At 69.6% G+C, this 22,444-nt stretch carries 17 protein-coding genes and 1 pseudogene; 15 read left to right on the top strand and 3 right to left on the bottom strand.

Features of this window, described 5'->3' with window-relative positions; genetic code table 11:
• Positions 1–246 precede the first annotated feature (246 nt).
• From aceE to AOQ37_RS36875, 5 genes are all read left to right on the top strand, one after another.
• A complete protein-coding gene (gene aceE, locus AOQ37_RS36855) occupies positions 247–2,934 on the top strand; it encodes a pyruvate dehydrogenase (acetyl-transferring), homodimeric type (RefSeq protein WP_062651344.1) in 2,688 nt (895 codons plus the stop codon).
• A gap of 17 nt (positions 2,935–2,951) precedes the next feature.
• A complete protein-coding gene (locus tag AOQ37_RS36860; RefSeq protein ID WP_062651346.1) occupies positions 2,952–4,142 on the top strand; it encodes a 2-oxo acid dehydrogenase subunit E2 in 1,191 nt (396 codons plus the stop codon).
• 188 nt (positions 4,143–4,330) lie between these two features.
• On the top strand, positions 4,331–7,096 hold the full coding sequence (locus AOQ37_RS36865) for an ATP-binding protein (RefSeq protein WP_062651382.1): 2,766 nt from the start codon (positions 4,331–4,333) through the stop codon (positions 7,094–7,096).
• A gap of 291 nt (positions 7,097–7,387) precedes the next feature.
• On the top strand, positions 7,388–8,119 hold the full coding sequence (locus AOQ37_RS36870) for a sigma-70 family RNA polymerase sigma factor (RefSeq protein ID WP_159401430.1): 732 nt from the start codon (positions 7,388–7,390) through the stop codon (positions 8,117–8,119).
• On the top strand, positions 8,116–8,637 hold the full coding sequence (locus tag AOQ37_RS36875) for a MarR family winged helix-turn-helix transcriptional regulator (protein WP_062651350.1): 522 nt from the start codon (positions 8,116–8,118) through the stop codon (positions 8,635–8,637). The genes AOQ37_RS36870 and AOQ37_RS36875 overlap by 4 nt, the downstream gene beginning before the upstream one ends.
• Here AOQ37_RS36875 and AOQ37_RS36880 read toward each other — a convergent pair.
• Positions 8,627–9,553: an alpha/beta fold hydrolase gene (locus AOQ37_RS36880; RefSeq protein WP_062651352.1), complete on the bottom strand. Its 927-nt coding sequence runs from the start codon at positions 9,551–9,553 to the stop codon at positions 8,627–8,629. The genes AOQ37_RS36875 and AOQ37_RS36880 overlap by 11 nt on opposite strands.
• Positions 9,554–9,714: 161 nt before the next feature.
• Here AOQ37_RS36880 and AOQ37_RS36885 point away from each other — a divergent pair, with 161 nt between their 5' ends.
• The 3 genes from AOQ37_RS36885 to AOQ37_RS36895 all read left to right on the top strand — a co-directional run bounded on the left by AOQ37_RS36885 (position 9,715) and on the right by AOQ37_RS36895 (position 12,715).
• A complete protein-coding gene (locus AOQ37_RS36885; protein WP_062651354.1) occupies positions 9,715–9,981 on the top strand; it encodes a WhiB family transcriptional regulator in 267 nt (88 codons plus the stop codon).
• 175 nt (positions 9,982–10,156) lie between these two features.
• A complete protein-coding gene (gene qcrB / locus AOQ37_RS36890; protein WP_062651356.1) occupies positions 10,157–11,788 on the top strand; it encodes a cytochrome bc1 complex cytochrome b subunit in 1,632 nt (543 codons plus the stop codon).
• Between the two features lie 78 nt (positions 11,789–11,866).
• Positions 11,867–12,715, top strand: coding sequence for an alpha/beta fold hydrolase (locus tag AOQ37_RS36895; RefSeq protein ID WP_078890564.1), 849 nt, complete (start codon positions 11,867–11,869; stop codon positions 12,713–12,715).
• A gap of 107 nt (positions 12,716–12,822) precedes the next feature.
• Here the strand turns inward: AOQ37_RS36895 and AOQ37_RS36900 are convergent, their stop codons facing one another.
• The gene (locus tag AOQ37_RS36900) at positions 12,823–13,866 is read right to left on the bottom strand and encodes a ferritin-like domain-containing protein (protein ID WP_062651358.1); all 1,044 of its coding nucleotides are present in this window, start codon (positions 13,864–13,866) and stop codon (positions 12,823–12,825) included.
• Between the two features lie 120 nt (positions 13,867–13,986).
• Positions 13,987–14,559: a YceI family protein gene (locus AOQ37_RS36905; protein WP_062651360.1), complete on the bottom strand. Its 573-nt coding sequence runs from the start codon at positions 14,557–14,559 to the stop codon at positions 13,987–13,989.
• 831 nt (positions 14,560–15,390) lie between these two features.
• Between AOQ37_RS36905 and AOQ37_RS36910 the strand changes: the two genes are divergently transcribed.
• From AOQ37_RS36910 to AOQ37_RS36935, 7 genes and pseudogenes are all read left to right on the top strand, one after another.
• Complete coding sequence (locus AOQ37_RS36910; RefSeq protein WP_062651362.1) at positions 15,391–16,125, top strand: alpha/beta fold hydrolase; 735 nt, start codon at positions 15,391–15,393, stop codon at positions 16,123–16,125.
• Between the two features lie 229 nt (positions 16,126–16,354).
• Positions 16,355–17,282: pseudogene (locus AOQ37_RS36915) on the top strand (NAD(P)/FAD-dependent oxidoreductase).
• A 223-nt stretch (positions 17,283–17,505) separates the two neighbouring features.
• A complete protein-coding gene (locus tag AOQ37_RS36920; protein WP_062651364.1) occupies positions 17,506–18,372 on the top strand; it encodes a sigma factor in 867 nt (288 codons plus the stop codon).
• 9 nt (positions 18,373–18,381) lie between these two features.
• Positions 18,382–18,657, top strand: a complete 276-nt coding sequence (locus tag AOQ37_RS40650) for a hypothetical protein (RefSeq protein WP_159401431.1) — start codon at positions 18,382–18,384, stop codon at positions 18,655–18,657.
• A gap of 204 nt (positions 18,658–18,861) precedes the next feature.
• Positions 18,862–19,410, top strand: coding sequence for a hypothetical protein (locus AOQ37_RS36925; protein WP_062651366.1), 549 nt, complete (start codon positions 18,862–18,864; stop codon positions 19,408–19,410).
• A gap of 1,029 nt (positions 19,411–20,439) precedes the next feature.
• Positions 20,440–21,852, top strand: a complete 1,413-nt coding sequence (locus AOQ37_RS36930; RefSeq protein ID WP_234437134.1) for an N-acetylmuramoyl-L-alanine amidase — start codon at positions 20,440–20,442, stop codon at positions 21,850–21,852.
• 169 nt (positions 21,853–22,021) lie between these two features.
• Entirely contained in the window at positions 22,022–22,375 is a 354-nt protein-coding gene (locus AOQ37_RS36935; RefSeq protein ID WP_062651368.1) for an antibiotic biosynthesis monooxygenase family protein, read from the top strand.
• Positions 22,376–22,444 lie beyond the last annotated feature (69 nt).

Genomic DNA, 22,444 nt, shown 5'->3' on the forward strand with positions numbered 1-22,444 from the left:
CCGCCGACGTGCTCGCCGCCCAGGACCGCGTGACTCGCGTGATCGGCGACGCACAGGCGCCGTTCTTCGGTACCCCGATCGGGGGGGGCGGCCCCTGCTGCCCGGACCGGGCGCCCATCCGGGCCGTCACGCGTTGGCCCAGTGGTTCAAAAGCCGCTGATCCCCCCGAGCCGCACTGTTTGACGGCCCGCAGCATCCACTGCCCTCACCCGTCTCCTCCGCCCCATGCCTCGAGGAAGGCCGCCCATGAGTGACCCGTCCCGGCCCACCGCGTCCCCGTCGAGCAGTGAACTCGACCAGCTTCCCGACCGTGACCACGAGGAGACCGCCGAGTGGCAGGCCTCCCTCGACGCCGTCATACGCAACGCCGGACCTGATCGGGCGGTGTACCTGATCCGGCGTGTGCACGAGTACGCGGCCCGCGCCGGCCTGTCCGTGCCGGGGCTGCTCACCACGGACTACGTCAACACCGTCCCTGCGGCCGCGCAGCCGGCGTTCGACGGCGACATCGCCATGGAAACCAGGATCACCGCCCTGAACCGGTGGAACGCCGCGGCCATGGTCACCCGCGGCTCCCGGCTCGGCCTGGGCGGACACATCTCCACCTACGCCTCGGCGGCCTGGCTGTACGAGATCGGCTTCAACCACTTCTTCCGTGGCAAGGAACAGGACGGCTCAGGGGACCAGTTGTTCTTCCAGGGGCACGCCTCGCCGGGCATCTACGCCCGGGTGTTTCTCGAAGGCCGCCTGAGCGAGCAGCAGTTGGACGGCTTCCGGCGCGAGGTCGGCGGTCACGGCCTCCCGTCCTACCCGCACCCCAGACGCCTGCCTTGGCTGTGGGAGTTCCCGACCGTGTCCATGGGCCTCGGCCCTCTTGGCGCCGTCTACCAGGCACGCTTCAACCGCTATCTGCAGGCCCGCGGCATCAAGGACACCTCCGCCTCCCGCGTGTGGGCGTTCCTCGGCAACGGGGAGACGGACGAGCCGGAGGCCACAGCCGCCCTGACGCTTGCCTCCCGTGAGGGCCTGGACAACCTCACCTTCGTGATCAACTGCAACCTGCAACGCCTCGACGGACCCGTGCGGTCCAACTCCAAGATCGTGCAGGAGCTGGAGGCCCGGTTCCGCGGGGCGGGCTGGAACGTGGTCAAGACCCTGTGGGGCGAGGCCTGGGACCCTCTGCTGGCCCAGGACACCACCGGCGACCTAGTGCGCCGCCTGGGCGAGGAACCCGACGCCCAGATGCAGACCTTCGCCGCGCGGGACGCGGCCTACATCCGCAAGAACTTCTTCGTCGGAGACGCCCTGTCCGCACTCTCCGCCGCCCTGAGCGACGCCCAGGTGGTGGAGCTCTTCGAGAATTCCCGCGGTGGGCACGAGCCGTTGAAGGTGTTCGCCGCCTACCGGGCCGCCGTCGAACACCGGGGGGCGCCGACGGTGATCCTCGCCCAGACGGTCAAGGGGCACACTCTCGGGTCGGCGTTCGAGTCCCGCAACGCCAACCACCAGATGAAGAAGTTGACCATGGCGCAGTTCCGCGAGCTGCGCGACGTGCTGGATCTGCCCATCCCCGACAGCGCCCTCGCCGGTGACGTCGTCCCCTTCTGGCATCCGGGGCAGAACTCGCCCGAGGTGCGGTACCTGCGCGAGCGCCGCGCCGCGCTGGGCGGTCCCGCCCCCGCGCGCCGTGTGATCGCCAAGCCGCTGCCGGAGCCCGCCGCGCAGCCGTTCGAGTCGCTGCTCAAGGGCTTCGGTCACCAGGAGGTCGCCACCACCATGGCGTTGGTCCGCCTGGTGAAGGACCTGATGCGGGACGGCCGCACCGGCGCCCGCTGGGTGCCGATCATCCCTGACGAGGCCCGTACCTTCGGTATGGAGTCGATGTTCCCCACAGCCGGCATCTACTCGCCGCGGGGCCAGACCTACGACCCCGTCGACGCCGACCAGCTGCTGCACTACAAGGAGAGCGAGAACGGGCAGCTCCTCATCGAGGGCATCACCGAAGCCGGTTCCATGGCCGAGTTCACCGCCGCCGCGACCTCATACGCCACCCACGGTGAGCCGATGATCCCGTTCTACATCTTCTATGCCATGTTCGGCTTCCAGCGCACCGGCGACCAGTTCTGGGCCCTCGCCGACCAGATGGGCCGCGGGTTCGTCGTCGGCGGCACCGCCGGACGCACCACCATGACTGGCGAAGGTCTCCAGCACGGCGACGGCCACTCGCACCTCCTGGCCGCCACCAACCCGGCGGCCGTCAGCTACGACCCGGCCTTCGCCTTCGAGATCGCGGTCATCGTCCGCGACGGCATGCGCCGGATGTTCGGGGAGCGGCCCGAGAACGTCTTCTACTACCTCACGGTCTACAACGAGCCGAAGCCCCAGCCGCCCCTTCCTGCGTGGCCCGGCATAGAGGAGGGCATCGTCCGCGGCCTGTACCCGTTCCGACCCGGCGAGCCCGGCGTGTCTGGCCCTCGGCTGCAGCTCCTGGCCTCCGGCACCGCCGTCCACTGGGCACTGCGTGCGCAAGAACTGCTCGCCGCCGACTGGGACGTGCGCGCCGACGTGTGGTCGGTGACGTCCTGGACGGAGCTGCGCCGGGACGCGATGGACGCCGACACCGCCCGTACGCGCGGCGAGACACGTGTGCCCTTCGTGACCGAGGCGCTCGCAGGTGCGCCGGGTCCGGTCCTGGCCGTCAGCGACTGGATGCGCCAGGTACCCGACCAGATCGGCCAGTGGATCGAGCAGGACTACTACTCGCTGGGGACGGACGGATTCGGCCTGTCCGACACCCGCGAGGACGTACGGCGCTACTTCCGCGTGGACTCCGAATCGATCACCGTGACGGCCCTGGACCGACTGGCACGGGCCGGACAAGTGGACCCTGACACCGTCGACCGCGCCCGCAGGCACTACGACCTGGACACCTGAAGGAGCCGTACACCACCATGACGATTTCCGTGACCCTTCCCGCGCTCGGTGAGTCCGTCACCGAGGGCACCGTGACCCGCTGGCTGAAGCAGCCCGGCGAGCACGTCCAGGAGGACGAACCGCTGCTGGAGGTGTCCACCGACAAGGTGGACACCGAGGTCCCCGCTCCCGCCGCGGGAGTCTTGCTGACCATCGTCGTCGGCGAGGACGAGACGGTCGAAGTGGGCGCCGCGCTCGCCGTCATCGGACCGCCCGACGCCGAACCGTCGGCGTCGACCGCGGTCACCGCCGCCCCGGCCGCGCCGGTGACCGCACCGCAGCCCGCCCGCTCATCGCCGCCGGTCGCGCAACCGCCCGCCGCAGCATCGATGCCGCTCCCCGCAGCCGCCGCCCCGGCCCCGGTGCCGCAACCCGCACCCGCCCCGATGCCGGCACCGGCACCGGCAGCCGCTCCGGATCCGCGCCCCATAGCAGCGGCTCCGCCCACGGCTGCCTTGCGCGGGCACACCGCCGCCGTCCCCCGGCTGCGCAAAGCCGTCGGCGACAGTCTCAAGCAGGCGCTGCTGGAGCAGGCGCAGCTGACCTCCACCGTCGAGGCCGACGTCACCGGCCTGCTCCGGCTGTGGCGGCGGACAGCGGACGGCTACATGACCCGCGAGGGCTTCGTACTGACACCGCTGCCGTTCTTCGTCCTGGCCGCCGCCCAGGCGCTCAAGGCACATCCCGTCATCAACGCCAGGATCGACACAGGCGGCGCGACCATCACGTACTACGACACCGAGAACGTCGGCATCACGGTCGACACCGCCCAGGGGCCGGTGACTCCGGTGGTGCGGGGCGCGGGCGATCTGACCGTCAGCGGCATCGCCCGTGCCGTCCACGACCTCACCGACCACGCCCTCGCCGGCCGACTCACGCCCGCGGACGTGGCCGGAGCCACCTTCACGGTTTCCGACACCGGAAGACGCGGCGCCCTCTTCGACACCCTCATCGTCCCGCCGGACCAGGCGGCCATCCTGGGCGTGGGAGCCCCGGCCAGACGGCCCGCGGTCGTACAGGACGGCGACGACGAGTTCATCGGTGTCCGCGAACTGGTCCACCTCTCGCTCTCCTACGACCACCGGCTGGTGGACGGCGCGGACGCCGCCCGCTATCTGACCACTGTGAAGAAGATCGTCGAGGCTGCGGCGTTCGAGGACATACGCTGACGCGACGGCGGTGACCACGGATACGCCGGACACGACAGCCGACGGTCCGGCAACACACGCCGACCGGCCCCGGCCGCGGCTCCACCACGGCCCGACACGACGCCACTGCGTCTCAACCACGAGTTGACCAGCGCAGATGAGTCGTGTGGCCGAAGACCAAATCTATACGCTCGCAGCCAGGGGTGTTCATGAAAGGCAAGAATCCGGGCTTCCTGCACGGGCGGCAGAGCGAGCGAGCGGTGCTGGACCGGCATCTGGCCAAGGTGCGCGATGGCCACAGCGCGGTGCTCGTGCTGCGCGGTGAGGCCGGTATCGGCAAGTCCGCCCTGCTGGAGTACGTGGCAGAGACCGCCGTGGGCTGCACCGTGGTGCGCGCGGCGGGTGTCGAGGCGGAGATGGAGCTGGCTTTCGGGGGTCTGCATCAGCTGTGCGCGCCCTTCCTGGATCGCCTCAGGCACCTCCCCGATCCGCAGCGGACGGCCCTGGAGACCGCCTTCGGGCTCAGCGCGGGCACTCCCCCGGATCGGTTCCTCGTGGGGCTGGCGGTCCTCAGCCTGCTCGCCGACGTCGCTGAGGAGACGCCACTCATCTGCCTCGTGGACGACGTGCAGTGGCTCGACCGCGTCTCCGCCCAGATCGTCGGGTTCGTCGCCCGGCGTCTGATGGCGGAGCGCGTAGGGCTGATCTTCGCCGTCCGCGAGGCGGACGGGGAACGCGCCCTGCAAGGGCTGCCCGAGCTCACCCTCGGGGGTCTGAGCGAGCCCGAGGCCCGTGCCCTGCTGACCTCGGTGCTTCCCGGCCGGTTCGACGAACCGGTCCGCAGCAGGATTCTCGCCGAGGCGCGCGGCAATCCGCTGGCCCTGCTGGAACTGCCCCACAGCACCACCGCGACCGAACTCGCGGGCGGCTACTCCTCACCGTCGATGGGGCCACTCATCGGCAGGCTCGAGCACAACTTCAGCCTGCGCGTCGAAGAACTGCCCGCGCAGACACGGCGGCTGCTGTTGCTCGCAGCGGCCGAGCCCGTCGGCGATGTCTCACTGCTCCGCCGCGCCTCCGACATCCTCGGCGTGTCCATGAGCGAGGCCTCCCCCGCCGTGTCCGCGAAGCTGCTGGAGGTACGCACACGGGTCCAGTTCCGGCACCCGTTGGTGCGCTCGGCCGTTTACCGCACGGCGGGACCGGCCGAGCGCCGGGAGGCGCATCGGGCACTGGCCGAGGCCACGGATGCACGGTCCGACCCCGACCGCCGCGCCTGGCACCTGGCCCGCGCCGCTGCGGAGCCCGACGAGGCCGTGGCGGACGAACTGGCCCAATCGGCCGACCGCGCGCAGGCGCGTGGCGGCATCGCCGCATCGGCGGCCTTCCTGGAACGAGCGGCCGAGCTGACGCCCGATCCATCCCGGCGCCGCAGCAGAGCGCTGGCAGCGGCGCGGGCCAAGTACCAGGCCGGAGCGTTCGACGCCGCGCTCGAGCTGCTGAACGTGGCCGAAATGGGCGCGCTCGACGATCTGCAACACGCCCAGGCCAGCCTGCTGCGCGGGCAGATCACCTTCGGATCCCGCAGTGCCGGTGCCACCGTGCCGCTGCTGCTCACGGCAGCCCGGGAGTTCGAGCCGCTCGACGCCGGCGTCGCGCGCGAAACCTACCGGGACGCGTTCTACGCAGCCCTCACCGCGGGCCGCATGTCCAGCGGCCCCGGCCTTGAGGAAGTCGCCCGGGCCGCACGCACCGCGCCCCCGACGGCTCACCCCGGACCCACCGACCTCTTCCTCGACGGCCTGGCTCTGGCCACCACGGACGGCTACGTGGCGGGCGCCCCGATGCTGCGCCGCGCACTGAACACGCTGCGATTCGGCGGCTTCACAGTGGAACAGTCACTGGGCTGGCTCCCGTTCGCCTGCCGCATGGCCCACAACGTGTGGGACTTCGACAGCTGGAGCACCCTGTCGGCCAAGCTCGTCCGTCTGGCACGGGAGACGGGAACGCTGTCCGTGCTCCCCTCGGCGCTCCTGCTGCGGCTGGCGAACCGGGTCTTCGCCGGTGATCTGGACGACGCGGACTCGCTCGCCGCGGAAGCGGTGACGATCGGCGAGGCCACCGGCAGCCACTTCCTCGCACACTACGGGGCGTTGGTGATCGAACCCTGGCGTGGCCGCGAGACCGAGACGCTGCGGGCGATCGGGACGATCACCGGCGACCGGACCCTCAGCGGCGAGGGAAAGGCGCTCACAGCTCCCCAGTGGGCGCTCGCCGTGCTGTACAACGGCCTCGGGCGTTACGAGGAAGCCTGCGACGCCGCCGCCAAGGGCTGCGAGTACCCGCAGGAGCTAGGGCTCGCCCTCTCCTCCCTGGTCGAGCTGGTGGAGGCGGCGACCCGCAGCGGGCAGCGGGACCTCGCCGTCGAGGCCGCCGACCGCCTCGCGACCATCTGCCAGGCCAGTGGTACGGCCTGGGCGACGGGCACCTCCGCGGCGGCGCGTGCCCTGATCAGTGAGGGGGACACGGCCGACGCCCTGTACCGGGAGGCGATCGCCCGGCTTGAGAGCACCCCGGTGCGGACGGCGCTCGCACGCACCCGGCTGCTGTACGGCGAGTGGCTAAGCCGCGAGAACCGCCGCGCCGAGGCCCGGGATCAGCTGGCCCGCGCCCACGAGATCCTCGACCGGGCGGGCGCGGGAGCTTTCGCCGAGCGCGCCCGCCAGGAGCTGGAAGCCGCCGGGGAAACGGTGCGCAGGCGCGCCACCGGCACCGATGCGGCGCTCACGCCCCAGGAGGCCCAGATTGCCCGGCTGGCCGGCGAAGGGCTGACCAACCTGCAGATCGGCGCGCAGCTGTTCCTCAGCCCGCACACCATCGAGTGGCATCTGCGGAAGGTGTTCACGAAGCTCGGCATCCGATCCCGCAAACAGTTGGGCGCCGTGCTGCCGGGCGGGGCGGCGAGTCCCGCCTGACCCCCGGGGCGGCGCAGGCGGCCAGGCGATCCGCGTGCCGCGCCCCGCCCCCTCGGGAGCCCGCCCGGGCCGCACGGACGGCCTCCCCGCCACGCGGTGCGCCCACGGAACGGGGAGGCCCTAGGGGCGTGTGCGGGGCCAGGGGGTGGGAGGCCCTGGCCACGTGGCGGCCACGGTACGACCACGGGGTGCCCCACGGTCTATCAGGGGCGCGGCAGTGCCCTTGTCGGCGCGAAGTTGGTGTCGGTGGCGACGGAAGCCGCCGATCCCCAGCCAACAGAGGAGCCGCTCGTGGACACATCTGTGATCGCAACCCGGCAGAGTCCGCAGTCGGTGATGGTGACCATCACCGCCGCGCCCGTGGACCTCAACGACGCGGTCTTCGTGTTCGGCCGCGTCCGGCCAGGACTGCTCAAGATCGCCAACCGGATCCTCCGAGATCCCAACGAAGCCGAGGACGTCATCCAGGAGGCGTGGCTGCGCTGGCAGGGCACGGACCGCAGCGCTGTCGCCGACCCCGGTGCGCTGCTCCGCACGACGACCGTCCGGCTCGCCATCAACGTGCTGCAATCGGCACGCAGACGCCGCGAGTCCAGTGCCACCCCCTGGCTGCCGGAGTCCACGGACACCGGGATGACACCGGAGGCCCTGGCCGAACGCCAGGACTCGGTGGAGCATGCTGTCCTGCTGCTTCTGCAGATCCTGACCCCCAACCAGCGCGCGGCGTACGTGCTGCGCGAGGCGTTCGGCTATTCCTACGACCAGATCGGCGACCTGCTCCGCCTGTCCGCGGCGAACGCACGGCAGCAGGTCTCCCGCGCCCAGGACAGACTGAACAACCGGCGGCACCGGCAGCACGTGGACGCGGCCACCCATCAGCGGCTCGTTCAGGCGATCTTCGTCGCCGCCCGCACCGGAGACCTCGACCGCCTGGAGCACGTGCTGACCGGCCAGGACGCGCCGTACTCCGGTGAGGGGACGGCCACGCGCGACGGCGCGCCTTGCTACCGGGCCACCGCATGACCGGCACGTCGCACGAGGACGTGGTGTGCGAGGTGCGCACCGGCCCTGCCGACGATCGCACGCAGTCCTGCGCGACCGACCGGTGGGACGCCCTCGACCGGCTCCACCGCCGCGTCCAGGGGACGGTGGAGCGGCGGCTGCGCGAGGAGACCGGGTTCGGGTTGAGTGAAGTACAGGCCCTGCGTTACGTGGGAAGGAGCTCCGCCGCGGACGCCGGCGCCGAACCCATGCGGCTCGGGGATGTGGCCAACGGGCTCGGCCTGAGTCAGTCCGCCACGAGCAGGTTGATGGCACGCCTGCGCCGACAGGGCCTGATCATCTCGAGCGCCGTCGACCACGACCGGCGCGGCGTGCAGGTGCTGCTGACCCCTGCGGGGCACGCCGCGCTGCGCCGTACCGCGTCCCGCTACGAACGGGTCGTCCGGGACGCGGTCCGCGATCTCGGCTCCCAGGAGGCGGATCCCCTCCTGTGGCATTTCCTCATCGGCGAGAGCGACGCCCGCACGGTCATCCGTTGAAGGAGTCGAGCACAACCGCCGTGAACTTCTCGGAACGCTCGATGTGCCCGAGATGGCCGGTCTCCTGCAGGATCACCAGCCGGGCGTCGGGAAGGAGCTGGTGCATCATGTGCGCCCAGCGCGGCCCACAGATGAAGTCGTCCCCGCCGACCAGGACCAGGGTCGGGACGGTGAGCCGGGGTAGGTCCTCGCGGACGTCGAAGGGGGGCTCCACTCCCCAGGCCGGGGCCGCGAACATCCGCAGGGATGCCCGCCCCGCGGCGAACTCCTCCTCGCGGCCCCAGTAGTCGTGGAAGTAGGCGGGCGAGATGGTACGCAGCACCTTCGTCGCGCTCTCGTCGTCGAACCGTTCGAGTCGCGTGGTGAGACTCGCGACGTAGGCGACCACTTCCGGCCGCTCGTCGGCATGCCGCTGGACGAAGCTCTGCATGTTGGCCACGGCGGCCGACCAGAACTCCTCTCCCGTCATCGGCGAGGTGTCGTACAGGATGAGGGATGCCAGGTGCTCGGGGTGGTCGAGAGCGTAGCGCTGCGCGACGAAGCCGCCGTGGGAGTGGCCCAGTAGGACCACCTTGGCGAGGCCCAGGTGCTCGATCACCGCGTGCAGGAAGTGGGTGTAGGTGGCGAGGGTGTAGTCGCGTGGGTCGACCAGCCGGCCGGAATCGCCCGTGCCGACCGGCTCGAGGTAGACGACGGTCATGCTGCGCTCCAGCTCGGGCATGCGCAGGTACTCCCAGCCGATGCCCGGCCCTCCGGAGTGGGCGACGCACACCGGGCCGGTTCCGGCGACGTGGTAGCGCTGGTCGACGGCGGCCGTGCCGTGCTGGACGACGAGGGTATGGGTGCCCGGGGAGAGGGGGTCGCGGGGATCGACGGCTGGGCTGGGTAGGGGCCTCGGGCCCTGTGTGGCGTTCACAACTCACAGATGGTGCAACGACCCGGAGCGCCACTCAAGACATTGAGTCTGTTGTCACACTGTATTTCACACCATTGTTCTCTGCCATGGTATGTCACAGGAACTCCCTTCGGACGGTCAGATACATGAGAGGCATCCGCGACGAGTAAGGAGGCGCTGCCATGGCTTGGCGCGAGAGAGCGGCCTGCCGAGATGTCGACCCCGACCTGTTCTTCCCCATCGGCACCGCGGGTCTGACGCTGGTCCAGATCGAAGAGGCCAAGGCGGTGTGCGCCCGTTGCCCGGTGCGGGAGCGGTGTCTGCAGTGGGCGCTGGACGTCGGGCAGGTCGAGGGCATCTGGGGTGGCACGACGGAGAGCCAGCGCCGCGCGACGCGACGACGCTCGGCACGTAAGGACGTCGAGCGGATCGGCGCGAAGGCGTCCTGACCCGGACAACCACGGCATGAACCTGCCTTACGGTCATGTCACACCTTCACCACGTTCTCGGTCCCTTCTGATGAGGGCAACGAAACCCGGTGCGGCAGCTTGCCACCATGCACCGTTTCGTTGCGCAGAACCGGCCGCAAGGCGCTCCCGATGATGTGTTGATGGTGGTACTGACATGAGCGACGCAATCGAACCTGTCACCACGGCGAGCAGCCGCAGCGGTGGCAAAATCGCCGACTGGGCGAGAACACGGATGGGCATCGGGCCTGACACCACGACCGGCACTCGCAGGGCCCGTCCGGAGCACTGGTCTTTCCTGCTGGGCGAGATCTGTCTCTACAGCTTCGTCATCCTGCTCGTCACCGGCGTGTATCTGACGTTCTACTTCCACCCGTCGTCGAACGAGGTCGTCTACGACGGAAGTTACGCTCCGCTGCGCGGCCAGTTCGTGTCCGAGGCGTTCGACTCGACGATGCACATCTCGTTCGACGTACGCGGCGGCCTGCTCATCCGGCAGGCCCACCACTGGGCGGCACTGATCTTCGTCGCCTCCCTGCTGGCCCACCTGATGCGCGTGTTCTTCACCGGCGCCTTCCGCAAGCCCCGCGAGCTGAACTGGGTGGCCGGTTTCGCCCTGCTCGTCCTCGGCATGTTCGGTGGTCTGACCGGCTACGACCTCCCCGGCGACCTCCTGTCGGGAACCGGACTCGCCGTGGTGAACGGGACACTCTTGTCGGTACCGATCGTCGGTACCTACCTGTCGATGTTCCTGTTCGGCGGCGAGTTCCCCGGGCACGACCTGGTGCCCCGCTTCCACGTGATCCACGTCCTGGTCATTCCGGCGCTGATGCTGGCGCTCGTCGCCTTCCACGCCCTCCTCGGGCACCGGCACCGACACACCCAGTACCCGGGACCAGGCCGTACGGAGCGAAACGTGGTCGGCCTGCCGATGCAGGTGTACGTGGTCAAGGCGGCTGGCTATTTCAGCATGGTCGCCGGGGTCGTGTTCACCATCGCCGCGATCGCCCAGATCAACCCCGTCTGGGAGTTCGGCCCCTATCGTGCCGATCAGGTCTCCGCGGGATCCCAGCCCGACTGGTACATGGGCATCGCAGACGGGCTGCTGCGTGTCATGCCCGGGTGGGAGGTGAACTTCTGGGGCCACACCCTGGCCCTGGACAATCTGATCCCTCTCCTCGCCGGCTTCGGCTTCTTCCTCGTCATGGGCGCCTACCCGTTCATCGAGGCCTGGGTCACCGACGACGACCGCGAACACCACCTGCTGGAACGGCCACGCAACCGGCCCGTGCGCACGGCGTTCGGTGTGGCATGGCTCGGCGTCTACCTGGTGGCACTGCTCGGAGCCGGGAACGACATCATCGCCGTGACCTTCCACATGTCGGTGAACACGGTCACCTGGACGGTCCGCATCGCCCTGTTCGTCGTACCGGTCGTCCTCTTCTACCTGACCAAGCGCATCGCCCTGGGTCTGCAACGCCGCGATCGCGACAAGGTCCTGCACGGCCGCGAGACAGGCGTCATCAAGCGCCTGCCGCACGGCGAGTACGTAGAGGTGCACCAGCCCCTCGACCCCTACCAGCTCCACGCCCTCACGGCGCACGAGCAGTACCGGCCCCTCGACCCGGGAGAACGCGACGCAGACGGCCACGCGAGCGGCAGAGTGCGACGGCTGCGCGGGCGGCTCAGCCGCGGCTTCTACGGCGAGGGGACACAGATCCTCAAGCCCACCGTCCAGGAATGCAGGGAAATCACCGGCGAAGACCACTCCACCAGCAAAAAGGACTAAAAGAAACAAAGTGTCACACCTCTGACACGCACACGGTCCTTGAAGGTGACAGCACACCGTTTCCCGAAAGGGCCTCCCATGAACCGCACTTCCACCTACCAGCGGGTCCGCACCCCTCTCTCCCTCCTGGCCACCGCCTCCGTCGCCACCGCCCTCGTCGCCACGGCAGTCGCCCCCGCCCACGCGGACAGAACCACGTCCGCACCGGGCAGCGAGAAGAAGCCCACGGTGGTACTCGTGCACGGCGCGTTCGCCGATTCCAACAGCTGGAGCGGCGTCATCAGGAGGCTGAGGCACGAGGGCTACCCCGTCGTCGCCGCAGCCAACCCCCTGCGCGGGCTGAACAACGACACTTCCTATCTCAAAGAGGTCCTGGCCGGCATCGACGGCCCGGTGGTCCTGGCCGGACACTCCTACGGCGGATCGGTGATCAGCAACGCCGCCCACGACGCCGACAACGTCAAGGCCCTGGTCTTCGTCGCCGCCTTCCTCCCCGAAAAGGGAGAGAGCGCCGTCGAGTTGTCGGGCAAGTTCCCCGGCAGCACCCTCGGCGACGCTCTGCACTCCGTGCCGGTCACCCTGCCGGACGGTTCCCGCGATGCGGACCTGACGATCGAACCGAGCAAGTTCCGCCAGCAGTTCGCCGCCGACGTCCCCCGCAACACCACGGACCTCATGTCCGTCACACAGCGCCCGATCACCAACGCCGCCTTGGCGGACGACGCCTCCGAGCCCGGCTGGAAGGACATCCCGTCCTGGGCCGTGGTCGCCACCCAGGATCGCAACATCCCTGCGCAGACCCAGATCTTCATGGCAGAGCGCGCACACGCCCACATAACGCGCGTACGGGCATCGCACGCCGTGAGTGTCTCCCACCCCGCCGAGGTAGCCGAGGTGATCGAGGCTGCCGCCCGGACCGTGCGCTGACCCACTGGTACCGCGGGTCAGGGGGCGTGCAGCGTCCGCCCCCTGACCCCTGCGCACATGGTGGCCCCCCGGACCGTCGGTCCGGGGGGCCACCATGTGCGCAGGGGTCAGCCGCGATCTTCCGGAGCGACGTAGTCGAAGGTCGGGCCCGCGGTCAGGCCCTCGCCGTCGGGCATCGACATCAGGCTCTGTGCCTGCCCCTTGAGCGCGTACATCGTGCCCACCGACACCCCGAGCATCGCGGGATTGCCGTTGAACGCCTGCTCCAGAAGCCGCAGCAGCTTGCCGTACGCGATGTTGAACGCCTCCTGCGCCGTGCGGATCGCACTGCCCTCCGAATGGTCCTCCAGCCGCGGGTTGGGCCGCATCGGGCGTACCCCGGCGCGGTCGACGGTGAGCGTCTCGCCGGTGGGCCCTGTCTCCGGTGTGTCCCCCGGCTGATAGCGCCGGCCCTGTGCGAGCTCCTGGAAGCGGTAGTAGTGCGAGACCGCCTTGGTCTGCGGGTGGAACATGTCCACGTCCCCGTCCCAGACGTCGACGCGTGCCGCACCCTCGCCCTGCTCCACGATCTCCTCGAGGGCGGAGAGCGCCGAGGCAAGATCGGTGACCGGGCTCAGCCGCCCGCCGGTGTGCCCGAAGGGTCCTGCGGCCACCTGGCGGGCAGGATCACCGGTGAAGACCTGTTCCTCGCCGAGCTCGGCGCACAGGTGTCGCAGGCCCTTCTCGATCGCGTCGTAGAACTGGCCGATCGTCATGTAGGCGTCTCCCTCGGCCGGGTCGCCCGGGTGGGCGGGTTGTTCTAGGCGGAGGAACATGGTGACCGCCTCCTGACCGAACGGCAGCAGGGAGAGCTGCATGGAGGGGTCGGCGTGCGGCATGGGCCGCGGATGCGGCGACAGTATCTGCGGGGTGTCGACGCGAGGGTGCCCGCCGACCGCGTTCAGGACGTTCGCCACCAGCGCGAGGTGGATCATCTCCTCGACGAACACGCTGCTGACCACTTCGACGGCGTGGGCGTTCCGCTCGGGGTCGAGGGAGTACAGGGCTGTGAGGTAGGGCGGCAGCGTGGCGTGTTCCAGCTCGATGGCCCACTGCAGGTGCTCTCGCAGACCCTCGATCGTCGTGATCGAGCGGAACCGGCTCTGATTCATGGGGGGTCTCACCTGGGTTTCGTGCGTACGGTTCGGCCGCGGTTGCGGACCGACCTGTGGTCACCGGCATCGCCGCCGGCGGGGACCGCACAGGCGGTCGGTGTTGTGGCGCGGGGTTGGTCAGGCGGCATACGAGCGGGAGAGGCGGACAGCGGAGATGTCGAAATTGAGCCTGACCTTGTCGCTGACGAGGACGCCGCCGGTTTCGTCGGGCGGGTTCCCGCCGAGCCCCCAGTCGGAGCGGCGCACCAGAGCGGTGCCGGAGAAGCCGGCACGGTGGTCTCCGTTCTCATCCTCTGTGGCCCCGTCGAAGGCGAGGTGGATCTGGAGAGGAAGCTCGACGTCCTTGATCCTCAGGTGGCCCCTCAGACGGAACTGGCCATCTCCGCGGTCGGCGAGGCCGGCGGAGCGGAAGACCATCAGCGGATAGGTGGCGGCGTCGAGGAAGTCCGGACCCGCGAGATGGGCGTCCCGGTCAGGGCTGCTGGTCTCGATGCTGCCGGTCTGGACGCTCAGGTACGCCTCGGAGCGGCTGGGTTGGTACCCGTCCAGCTTGACCAGCCCCTCGAACGCGCCGAAGCGCCCGCGCACGTTCGCGATCATGGCGTGCCGGACCGAGAAGCCAATGGTGCTGTGCGCCGGGTCGATGGTGTAGACACCTGTCAGCGCTGTGTACGGGACGACGGTCGACATATGTGGATCCTTGCGGTCGCTGGTCACGACGATCAGTCGTTGCGAGCCGTCGCCGTGTGCCTGCCGGTGGTGGAGCGGACCGCAGCCGAGGAGGCCCGGGCAAGGTCCGCAGAAGGAGAGACAGGTGAGGGCCCGCGCGTGTGACACCGGGACCGCAGCCGGGACGGCGTTCTGTGTGCCACAGCGTGTCGAGGGGCAACGAGTCGCGTCGGCGTGGGCCGACAGCACCATGCGCACGCCGTACTCGTGGCCGCCTTGGTCGCCGGGCGGGCAGGAGTGGACGGTGGCAGACGGCGACACCGGCGACACCGCGCAGGCCGGTCTCCGGGAGGGTGCAGGGGGCGACGGTGATCCGTTCGCGCGCGTCGACGGGAAGGACGCGAGCCGGGTCATCAGGGTGGCGCTGCATGGACCGCACGGGTTCGGCGTGCACGCTGACGTCGGACCCGGTGAGGCTCAGCGGGGTGACACGGCCGGTGCACGCGCCGATGTCCAGCACACCGACCCGCGCGTTGCCCACCGCTTCTTCGTACGGTTGCCGCACGTGCGCGGCATCGGCCTCCCTATGCAGCACATCGTAGAACTCGGCACTGACGGTGTAGGCCTCGCCGGAGGGCGCGCTCGTCGGACGCGCGGGCGAACGGGAGGAAAGCGCGTACATCCCCCACGTGGCAGGTCTGACGCCCCACCTGTGACGGCAACCATGACACTGTGTGCCACTATGTTGAGTACATCCGGCGCAGCACATGATGCTCGTCGTCCCGGCCCGCCGCGGCCGCACAGCCTCCTCGGATCCCGGCCGCGGCCCCTGTCACGAGGGATGTACCGACCATGCCCGCCATCCTCATCCACGGCGTTCCCGACACCCACCGCGTGTGGAACGGCGTACGCCGACACCTGACCCGCTCCGACGTCGAGGCCTGGGACCTGCCCGGATTCGGCACCCCCCGCCCCACCGGCTTCGGCTCCAGCAAGGAGGAGTACGTCGACTGGCTCGTCGATCGCCTCGAGCGCGTCGGCGAGCCCGTGGACCTGGTCGGTCATGACTGGGGCTGCATCCTCACCGCCCGCGTCGCCTCCCTCCGCCCCGACCTGGTGCGCACCTGGGCCGGTGGCAACGGACCCATCAGTTCCCGCTACGTCTGGCACCCGCTGGCCGAGACCTGGCAGGACCCCGTCGCCGGCGAGCGGTTCATGGCCGACCTGGATCCTGAGTCCTTCGCGAAGGACCTGGTGAACGGCTTCGACGCGCCCGCCGAACCGGTGGAGGAGATGGTCCGGCACGTCGACGGCACGATGAAGGACAGCATCCTGCGGTTGTACCGGTCCGCCGTGGCCATGGGGACGGAGTGGGAACCGGCCCTGTCGAACGTCGCCGCACCCGCGCTGGTGTTCTGGGGCGCGCGCGACCCGGCCTGCCAGATCGAGTTCGGTGACGAACTCGGCGCAGCCCTGCGCGCCACCCGCGTCCTCCATCTCGACTGCAACCACTGGACGGTGCTGGAGCGGCCCGCGGAGGTGGCCGCCGCCCTCGAGGCGCACTGGGCGCAGGGCACCGGACGCTAGCCCTCGCCGGCAAGCGACGAGGGGCGCAGATCTGCGGACCGCCTCGGCCAGGGGCGTGGAACACGGACGTCGTCCGCGCCCTCGTCGCACCGCTCCGCTCCGCTTTGCCCTCGCAGGCCCGCACGCTGCCTCCGCGGCGCGGGCCGGTGTCACAACCTGCGGGTTCTCACGGTCTGTCCGCACGAGGGCACACCGGTGTCCGGCGCGCGCGAGCGAAGACGGGAACATCATGTCGCGAGACAACGGGTTCGTGATCATCGGGGGCGGCCTCGCCGCCGGCAAGGCCGCCGAGGAACTCCGGCAACAGGGCTACGACGGCCCGCTCGTCCTCATCGGGGACGAAGCGAAGCGCCCCTACATCCGACCGCCGCTGTCCAAGGAGTACCTGCTCGGCAAGGAGGACCGCGAGTCCATATTCGTGCATCCCGAGAACTGGTACCGCGAACATGACATCGACCTGATGACCGGAACGCAGGTACTCGGCCGGGAGACGGCCGAGGTCTTCGCCGACCTGCACCGGGATCAAGGGGTCGTCCTGCGGCTCCACGCCTCCGTCGAGCGCATCACCGGAGACGGCACCCGCGCCGACGGCGTCCAGCTCCCCGACGGAACCCGACTGCCCGCCGACGCCGTGGTGGTGGGCATCGGCATCACCCCCAACGTCCAGCTCGCCGGGGCGGCGGGGCTGGAGGTGCGCAATGGCATCGTCACCGACGAGCATCTGCGCACCTCGGCCCAGGACGTGCACGCCGCGGGGGATGTCGCCAACGCCTACCATCCCCGGCTCGGCCGGCACCTGCGGGTGGAGCACTGGGCCAACGCCCTGCACCAGCCCCGCACAGCGGCATTGGCCATGCTCGGCAAGGAGGCCGCCTGCGACCGGCTGCCGTACTTCTACACCGATCAGTACGACCTCGGGATGGAGTACACGGGTTACACCGAGCCCGGCGGTTACCACCGCGTCGTCTTCCGCGGAAATTCGACCGAGCGGCGGTTCATCGCCTTCTGGTTGGCCGGTGACCGGGTCTTGTCAGGCATTGAGTGTGAACGTGTGGAACGCCATCGACTCCGTCCGCGCCCTCGTCGAGTCCGGTGCCTCCGTGGCGGAGGCGAGCCTGTCCGATCCCGACGTGCCCCTCAAGAGCCTCGTGCCCTGACGACCACCGCGAAGGAGACCGCGGCTCGCCGGAGGACGGGGAGGTGCCGCTGCGTACGACCGGGTAACCGTGTCACATGATCTGTCCCTGTCCGGTCAGCAGTGCATCGGTACGACCCGCCGGACGAAAGCGGACTGCCCCATTCTCGGGAGCCGCGGCGGACATCGGCCGAGATCAGGGGTGGCACCGCCTTGTCGGGTGCTGTGCGAAGGGGTGATGCCAGATGGTCGGGGAACAGGATGACGCGACGGTGCCGATCGCGGAGCTGCTCGACGAGCGGCGGCGGTTGCTCAACGTGGCCTACTGGATGCTGGGCCGGAGCCAGGATGCCGATGACGTCGTGACGGAGACCTACCGGCGCTGGTACACCCTGCCCGACGACCACAGGATCCGCATCGCCGAACCCCGGTCCTGGCTGGTGAAGACCGTCGGCGGCATCTGCCTGGAGCGCTTGGCGCCGACCGGGCGGTCGCACCCGGGCCCGGTTGGCACGGCGCCCCCTCAGGACCTGGACGAGGAGGTGAGCCACGCCCTTCTCGAGGCGCTGGACACGCTGTCACCGGCCGAGCGGGCCGCATTCGTCCTCAACGACGTGTTCGGGATGGCTCCCGGGACGGTCGCCGCCATTGTCGGACAGACGGAACAGGAATGCGGCGAACTCGCCGCCCGGGGCCGGCACAGCCTTCGGACCAGGTGGGCACACCCCACTACACCGCAGCAGCACGACCGTGTGGTGCGAGCGGTCCGACAGGCCTGCGTGGCGGAGAACCCAGACCGCCTGAGGTCCCTCCTGGCACCGGACGCCACCGTGTTCTTCGACGGAGGCGGCAAGGTCAGAACCCTGACCCGGCCCGTCCACGGCGCACGGCGCGTCACCCGCAGCCTGCTGACCCTCCTGGCCGGGCGCCCCGGCACCACACAGCACTGCCAGTCCGTCAACAGCCGCACCGGGATAGTGGTGCGCTATGGCGACGAGGTCGCCGCGGTGATCAGTCTTGACGTCGCGGGTGACCACGTCGTGCAGATCTGGGCGGTCCTCAACCCTGACAAGCTCCGCCACTGGAACCGGGCAGCCACGCAGGAGAAGTAAGGACGACGCATGGGCCAGGACCTCGGTCCGCATGCCGCCTGCGTCTTTCTGACCGCGGAAGCGGCCCTTCTCGAGGCGCGGATCCGCATCCTTCAAGAAGCGATTGACGACGTCGGCACCCGCATCGAACGATCGGCGGAGCGACTGCGCCGCATTCGCGAGCAGTCCCAATGGGAATCCGGCCGAACGCCCGGGGAACCGCCGCCCACGGCCGATCCCGCCCTCCCCGACCCGGGGCACCGTCACGAACGACACGATCGCTCCGCACCCTGTCCACACCGCTGAGGTGCCGCTCACCAAAGGGTGAAGACAGTGGCAGGTACCTCATTGGACGGGAGCCTCGCATCACCACCTTTTGCATATTCCGGGTTCGGAACTCGTACGCTGTGACATACGATGCACCCACATACATCCCCGGGTCCGAGCCGAGCGGCACCGCGGCTGACTTCAGCGAGGCGCGGCACGGAGGGTTGAGGATGAGAGGAAGACATGGTCGCGGCAACTCGCGCAGCGCATGAGATTGAGGTCACTGCGGAGAGCCTCCAGGAGGACCTCGCCCGCCTGGAGATTCAGAAGCGGGCACTGGAGAGGGAGCTGGCCGCCGTGGCCGCCCACCTCGACTCCGTCCAGCGCGCCCTGAGCGCCCTGACGGCCCTGATGGCCGAGCCGTCCGGCCGCCGCGCCGCCGAGCAACCCGAACAGGCGAAGGCCGACACTCCGGCCGTTGCGCCCGCACGCCCGACGCGGAAGCAGTCCGCACCGCGACTGGCGGAGCCCACGCAGCAGGAGAAGCCGACGCCCTCCTCGCGTGCGGAGGCCGACGAACCGCGCAACTACGGCGCCCTCACTGAACAGATCCTGGAGTACTTCTCCGGCGTCGGTGACGCGGAGGTCCGCGCGCGCGACGTGGCCGCGGCGCTCGGCAGAGACACCGACGCCGGGAGCATCAATGCGGTGCGCAGCACGCTCGACCGGCTGGTCGGCACCTCCCGCGTACGCCGAGCCGGCCGCGGTCTCTACCGCGCCCAGAAGTCCTGACCTGAGCTCCTTCGGTTCCGGGCACTCGAAGTCATGCAATCGCCTCGGGCGCCTGCTCGCGGGGGTTCGCACAGGCGCCCGAGGCACGCACCCGCTGACGAACGGTCCGCGGGTGGGCGAGCGATCCCACACCGGCGCCTAAGCCTTGACACACGGTGTCGAGTTGCTGTGAAAAGTGTATAGCACTCCACACCGTCTTTGAATACGACGTCCCGCTATCGGCTTCCGCCCGGACGTCTGGGGTCACGCCTGGTCCCACTCCTTCGCGGCGACCCCTCCCCGCCTGAACTCTCGACAACTCGTCATCCCAAAAAGGGTTGTTAAGCCCTTTCCGTACAGCTCCGTCTCAACACACGTGTGACAGAAGCAGTTACTCTTCCCGTGGCCACTGCAGCAAACATGGCCCTATAGTCATCCCCGCATTGAGTTGTCGCCCGGGCTTTTCCCCCCCCACGAGCGGCCATGCCGCCGGCGCGCCTCGATGCCCATGTTTCTTCCTCTGAGGAGCATCACCTTGCACAAAAGAAAGAAGGCCCTTGGCGTGCCCGTCGGCATCGCCGTGAGCGCGGTGGTCGCGGGATCCCTGCTCGCCCTGCCCGACCACGCACTCGCCGACGGCCCGAGCGCGACCGCGAACTCTCGACAACAGGCGCTGCTGGCCGCTGCGGAGGAGTTCGACATCCCGTCGAGCGTGCTTCTCGCCCTCTCCCACCAGGAGTCGGCATGGGAGGGCCACGGCGCCTTGCCGAGCACCGACGGCGGTTACGGACCTATGAACCTCACGAACGTCACCCCCACCATACTGGCGGGCGGTGCCGCGGGCGCGGCGGGCCGCACCGACCTCGACTTCCTCTCCGCGGACCCCGCCCTGCACACCCTGCGTCAGGCGGCCAAGCTGACCGGGCTGTCCGTCAAGTCACTGCGCGAGGACGACACCGCGAACATCCGCGGGGGTGCCGCCCTGCTCGCCTCGTACGAGACGGAGTTGGTCGGGCGACCCCCGCGGACCCCTCCCGATGGTACGGAGCCGTGGCCCGGTACAGCCAGGCCAAGCAGAAGCAGGCGGCTGCCTCCTTCGCCGACCGCGTCTTTCGCACCATCCGCAGCGGCGCCTCGGCGACGACCCAGGACGGCCAGCGCGTACGTCTGGCCGCCGGACCTACCGTCAATCCCGCCCGGGAGCAGATCAACTCCCTGCATCTGACGTCCTCTTCGACGGCGGCCGCCACCGAATGCCCGACGACCGTCGCCTGCACTTTCGTCGCCGGATCACCGGTCGGCCGTCAGGTTGCCGACCGACCGACCAACGGCATCCGCATTGACACGATCGTCATCCATGACCTGGAGTCCACTTACGACGCCGGCGTGGCGGGCCTGGCGAACCCCGCGAACCCGGGCGCGACCCACTACGTGATGTCCTCGACCGGCGCGGTCACTCAGATGGTGACCACCAAGGACATCGCCTTCCACGCGGGGAACTACTCGACGAACCTGCACTCGATCGGCATCGAGCACGAGGGGTACGCCGCGCACGGCGCCGCCTGGTACTCGGAGGCGCAGTACCAGTCCACGGCGGATCTGGTGAAGTACCTGGCCGATCGGTTTGACATCCCGCTGGACCGCCAGCACGTCATCGGCCATGACAACGTTGCCGGGCCCAACTCCGCCCTGGTCTCCGGCATGCACTGGGACCCGGGTTACGCCTGGGACTGGAACCGCTTCATGAGCCTGCTCGACGCTCCCGTCAGCGGCGTATCTGAGGTGCCGCAGCCCGGCTCCGTCGTGTCGATCAAGCCCTCGTTCGCGGACAACGTGCAAACTCTCCAGATCTGCCCCTCCGACGACCCGACCGGCCAGACGACGGCCTGCACCGAGCAGCAGCACCTCACCAACTTCGTCTACCTGCACACCGCCCCGAGCCAGGCGGCCCCGCTCTTCGGCGACCAGGCGATCCACGGCACCGCGCCCGGCACCGGCCGGGTGAACGACTGGGGCAGCACGGCTCAGGCCGGACAGCAGTTCGTCGTCGCGGACGTCCAGGACGACTGGACCGCGATCTGGTTCAGCGGTGCGAAGGTGTGGTTCTACAACCCCGGCGGCGCCAACACCCGTACCAGCTACGGAGTGAAAATCATCAAGCCCGCGGGCACCGCTCCCGTGTCCCCGTACGGCTCCAGTTACCCCGACAAAGCCGAGTACCCGGCTGGCCTGGGCGCCTCCACGCAGGCGCCGCTGAACATGTACGCCATCCCGACCGGACAGGCATACGTGGCCACGCGGGAAGCGGCCGCCACCGACGACTACTTCCCCACCAGCGGAGCGGTGCTCATCGGAGGCAAGAAGATGTACACCATCCAGTACAACCACCGTGTTGCCCTGGTCTACGCGAACGACGTCACCGCGACCACAGCCGTCCACCACTGGGAGAACGACGGCAACTGATCCTGCCGTTCGGATAATTGACCGACCGCAGAGGGCCCTCACGCGAAGTGCCGTCGGGCAACCCCGCACGAGGGCCGTCCCCTTGCCCGTTCCACCCTCACCGACTCGAGCGCTCACTTCGGCACCCGCCGCCGGTCACAGACGCGAGGCGTCGTCGGTCAATAGGGGCATGAGCCATTCCCTCGCATCGAAGACCAGCACCGACGGACCTGTCACGGTCATCAAGAGCTACATCGTGCCGACGGACGAAGCCGACCACTTCGCCGTCGTGTACCAGGAGAACGCCCGGATCATGGCGGCCCAGCCCGGCTTTGTCCGCTCCCGCTTGCACCGGCCCCTCTCCGAAGGCCGGGCTACCCGCTTCGTCCACATCGCGGAGTGGACGTCGGGGACCGCGCTCGACAAGGCCACCGACAATCCCGAGTGGCATGCCTCGTTGCAGCGCATGTTCGACGACCCCGACCTACACATCACGTCAGAACCGGCGAGCTACCGCGTCGTCGTCGAACTCCACCCCTCCTGACAACGCGTCACTCGGCATCCTGGACTCGAGGGGTGCTTACGCCATCTGCAGCCTCCCGCGGGGGGGGTG

This window comes from Streptomyces maremycinicus (assembly GCF_001184025.1).
Lineage (GTDB): Bacteria > Actinomycetota > Actinomycetes > Streptomycetales > Streptomycetaceae > Streptomyces > Streptomyces maremycinicus.

Coding starts and splice junctions, on each gene's coding strand:
- aceE (WP_062651344.1), top strand. CDS start 247: ATGAGTGACCCGTCCCGGCCCACCGCGTCCCCGTCGAGCAGTGAACTC.
- AOQ37_RS36860 (WP_062651346.1), top strand. CDS start 2,952: ATGACGATTTCCGTGACCCTTCCCGCGCTCGGTGAGTCCGTCACCGAG.
- AOQ37_RS36865 (WP_062651382.1), top strand. CDS start 4,331: ATGAAAGGCAAGAATCCGGGCTTCCTGCACGGGCGGCAGAGCGAGCGA.
- AOQ37_RS36875 (WP_062651350.1), top strand. CDS start 8,116: ATGACCGGCACGTCGCACGAGGACGTGGTGTGCGAGGTGCGCACCGGC.
- AOQ37_RS36885 (WP_062651354.1), top strand. CDS start 9,715: ATGGCTTGGCGCGAGAGAGCGGCCTGCCGAGATGTCGACCCCGACCTG.
- qcrB (WP_062651356.1), top strand. CDS start 10,157: ATGAGCGACGCAATCGAACCTGTCACCACGGCGAGCAGCCGCAGCGGT.
- AOQ37_RS36895 (WP_078890564.1), top strand. CDS start 11,867: ATGAACCGCACTTCCACCTACCAGCGGGTCCGCACCCCTCTCTCCCTC.
- AOQ37_RS36900 (WP_062651358.1), bottom strand. CDS start 13,866: ATGAATCAGAGCCGGTTCCGCTCGATCACGACGATCGAGGGTCTGCGA.
- AOQ37_RS36905 (WP_062651360.1), bottom strand. CDS start 14,559: ATGTCGACCGTCGTCCCGTACACAGCGCTGACAGGTGTCTACACCATC.
- AOQ37_RS36910 (WP_062651362.1), top strand. CDS start 15,391: ATGCCCGCCATCCTCATCCACGGCGTTCCCGACACCCACCGCGTGTGG.
- AOQ37_RS36920 (WP_062651364.1), top strand. CDS start 17,506: ATGGTCGGGGAACAGGATGACGCGACGGTGCCGATCGCGGAGCTGCTC.
- AOQ37_RS40650 (WP_159401431.1), top strand. CDS start 18,382: ATGGGCCAGGACCTCGGTCCGCATGCCGCCTGCGTCTTTCTGACCGCG.
- AOQ37_RS36925 (WP_062651366.1), top strand. CDS start 18,862: ATGGTCGCGGCAACTCGCGCAGCGCATGAGATTGAGGTCACTGCGGAG.
- AOQ37_RS36935 (WP_062651368.1), top strand. CDS start 22,022: ATGAGCCATTCCCTCGCATCGAAGACCAGCACCGACGGACCTGTCACG.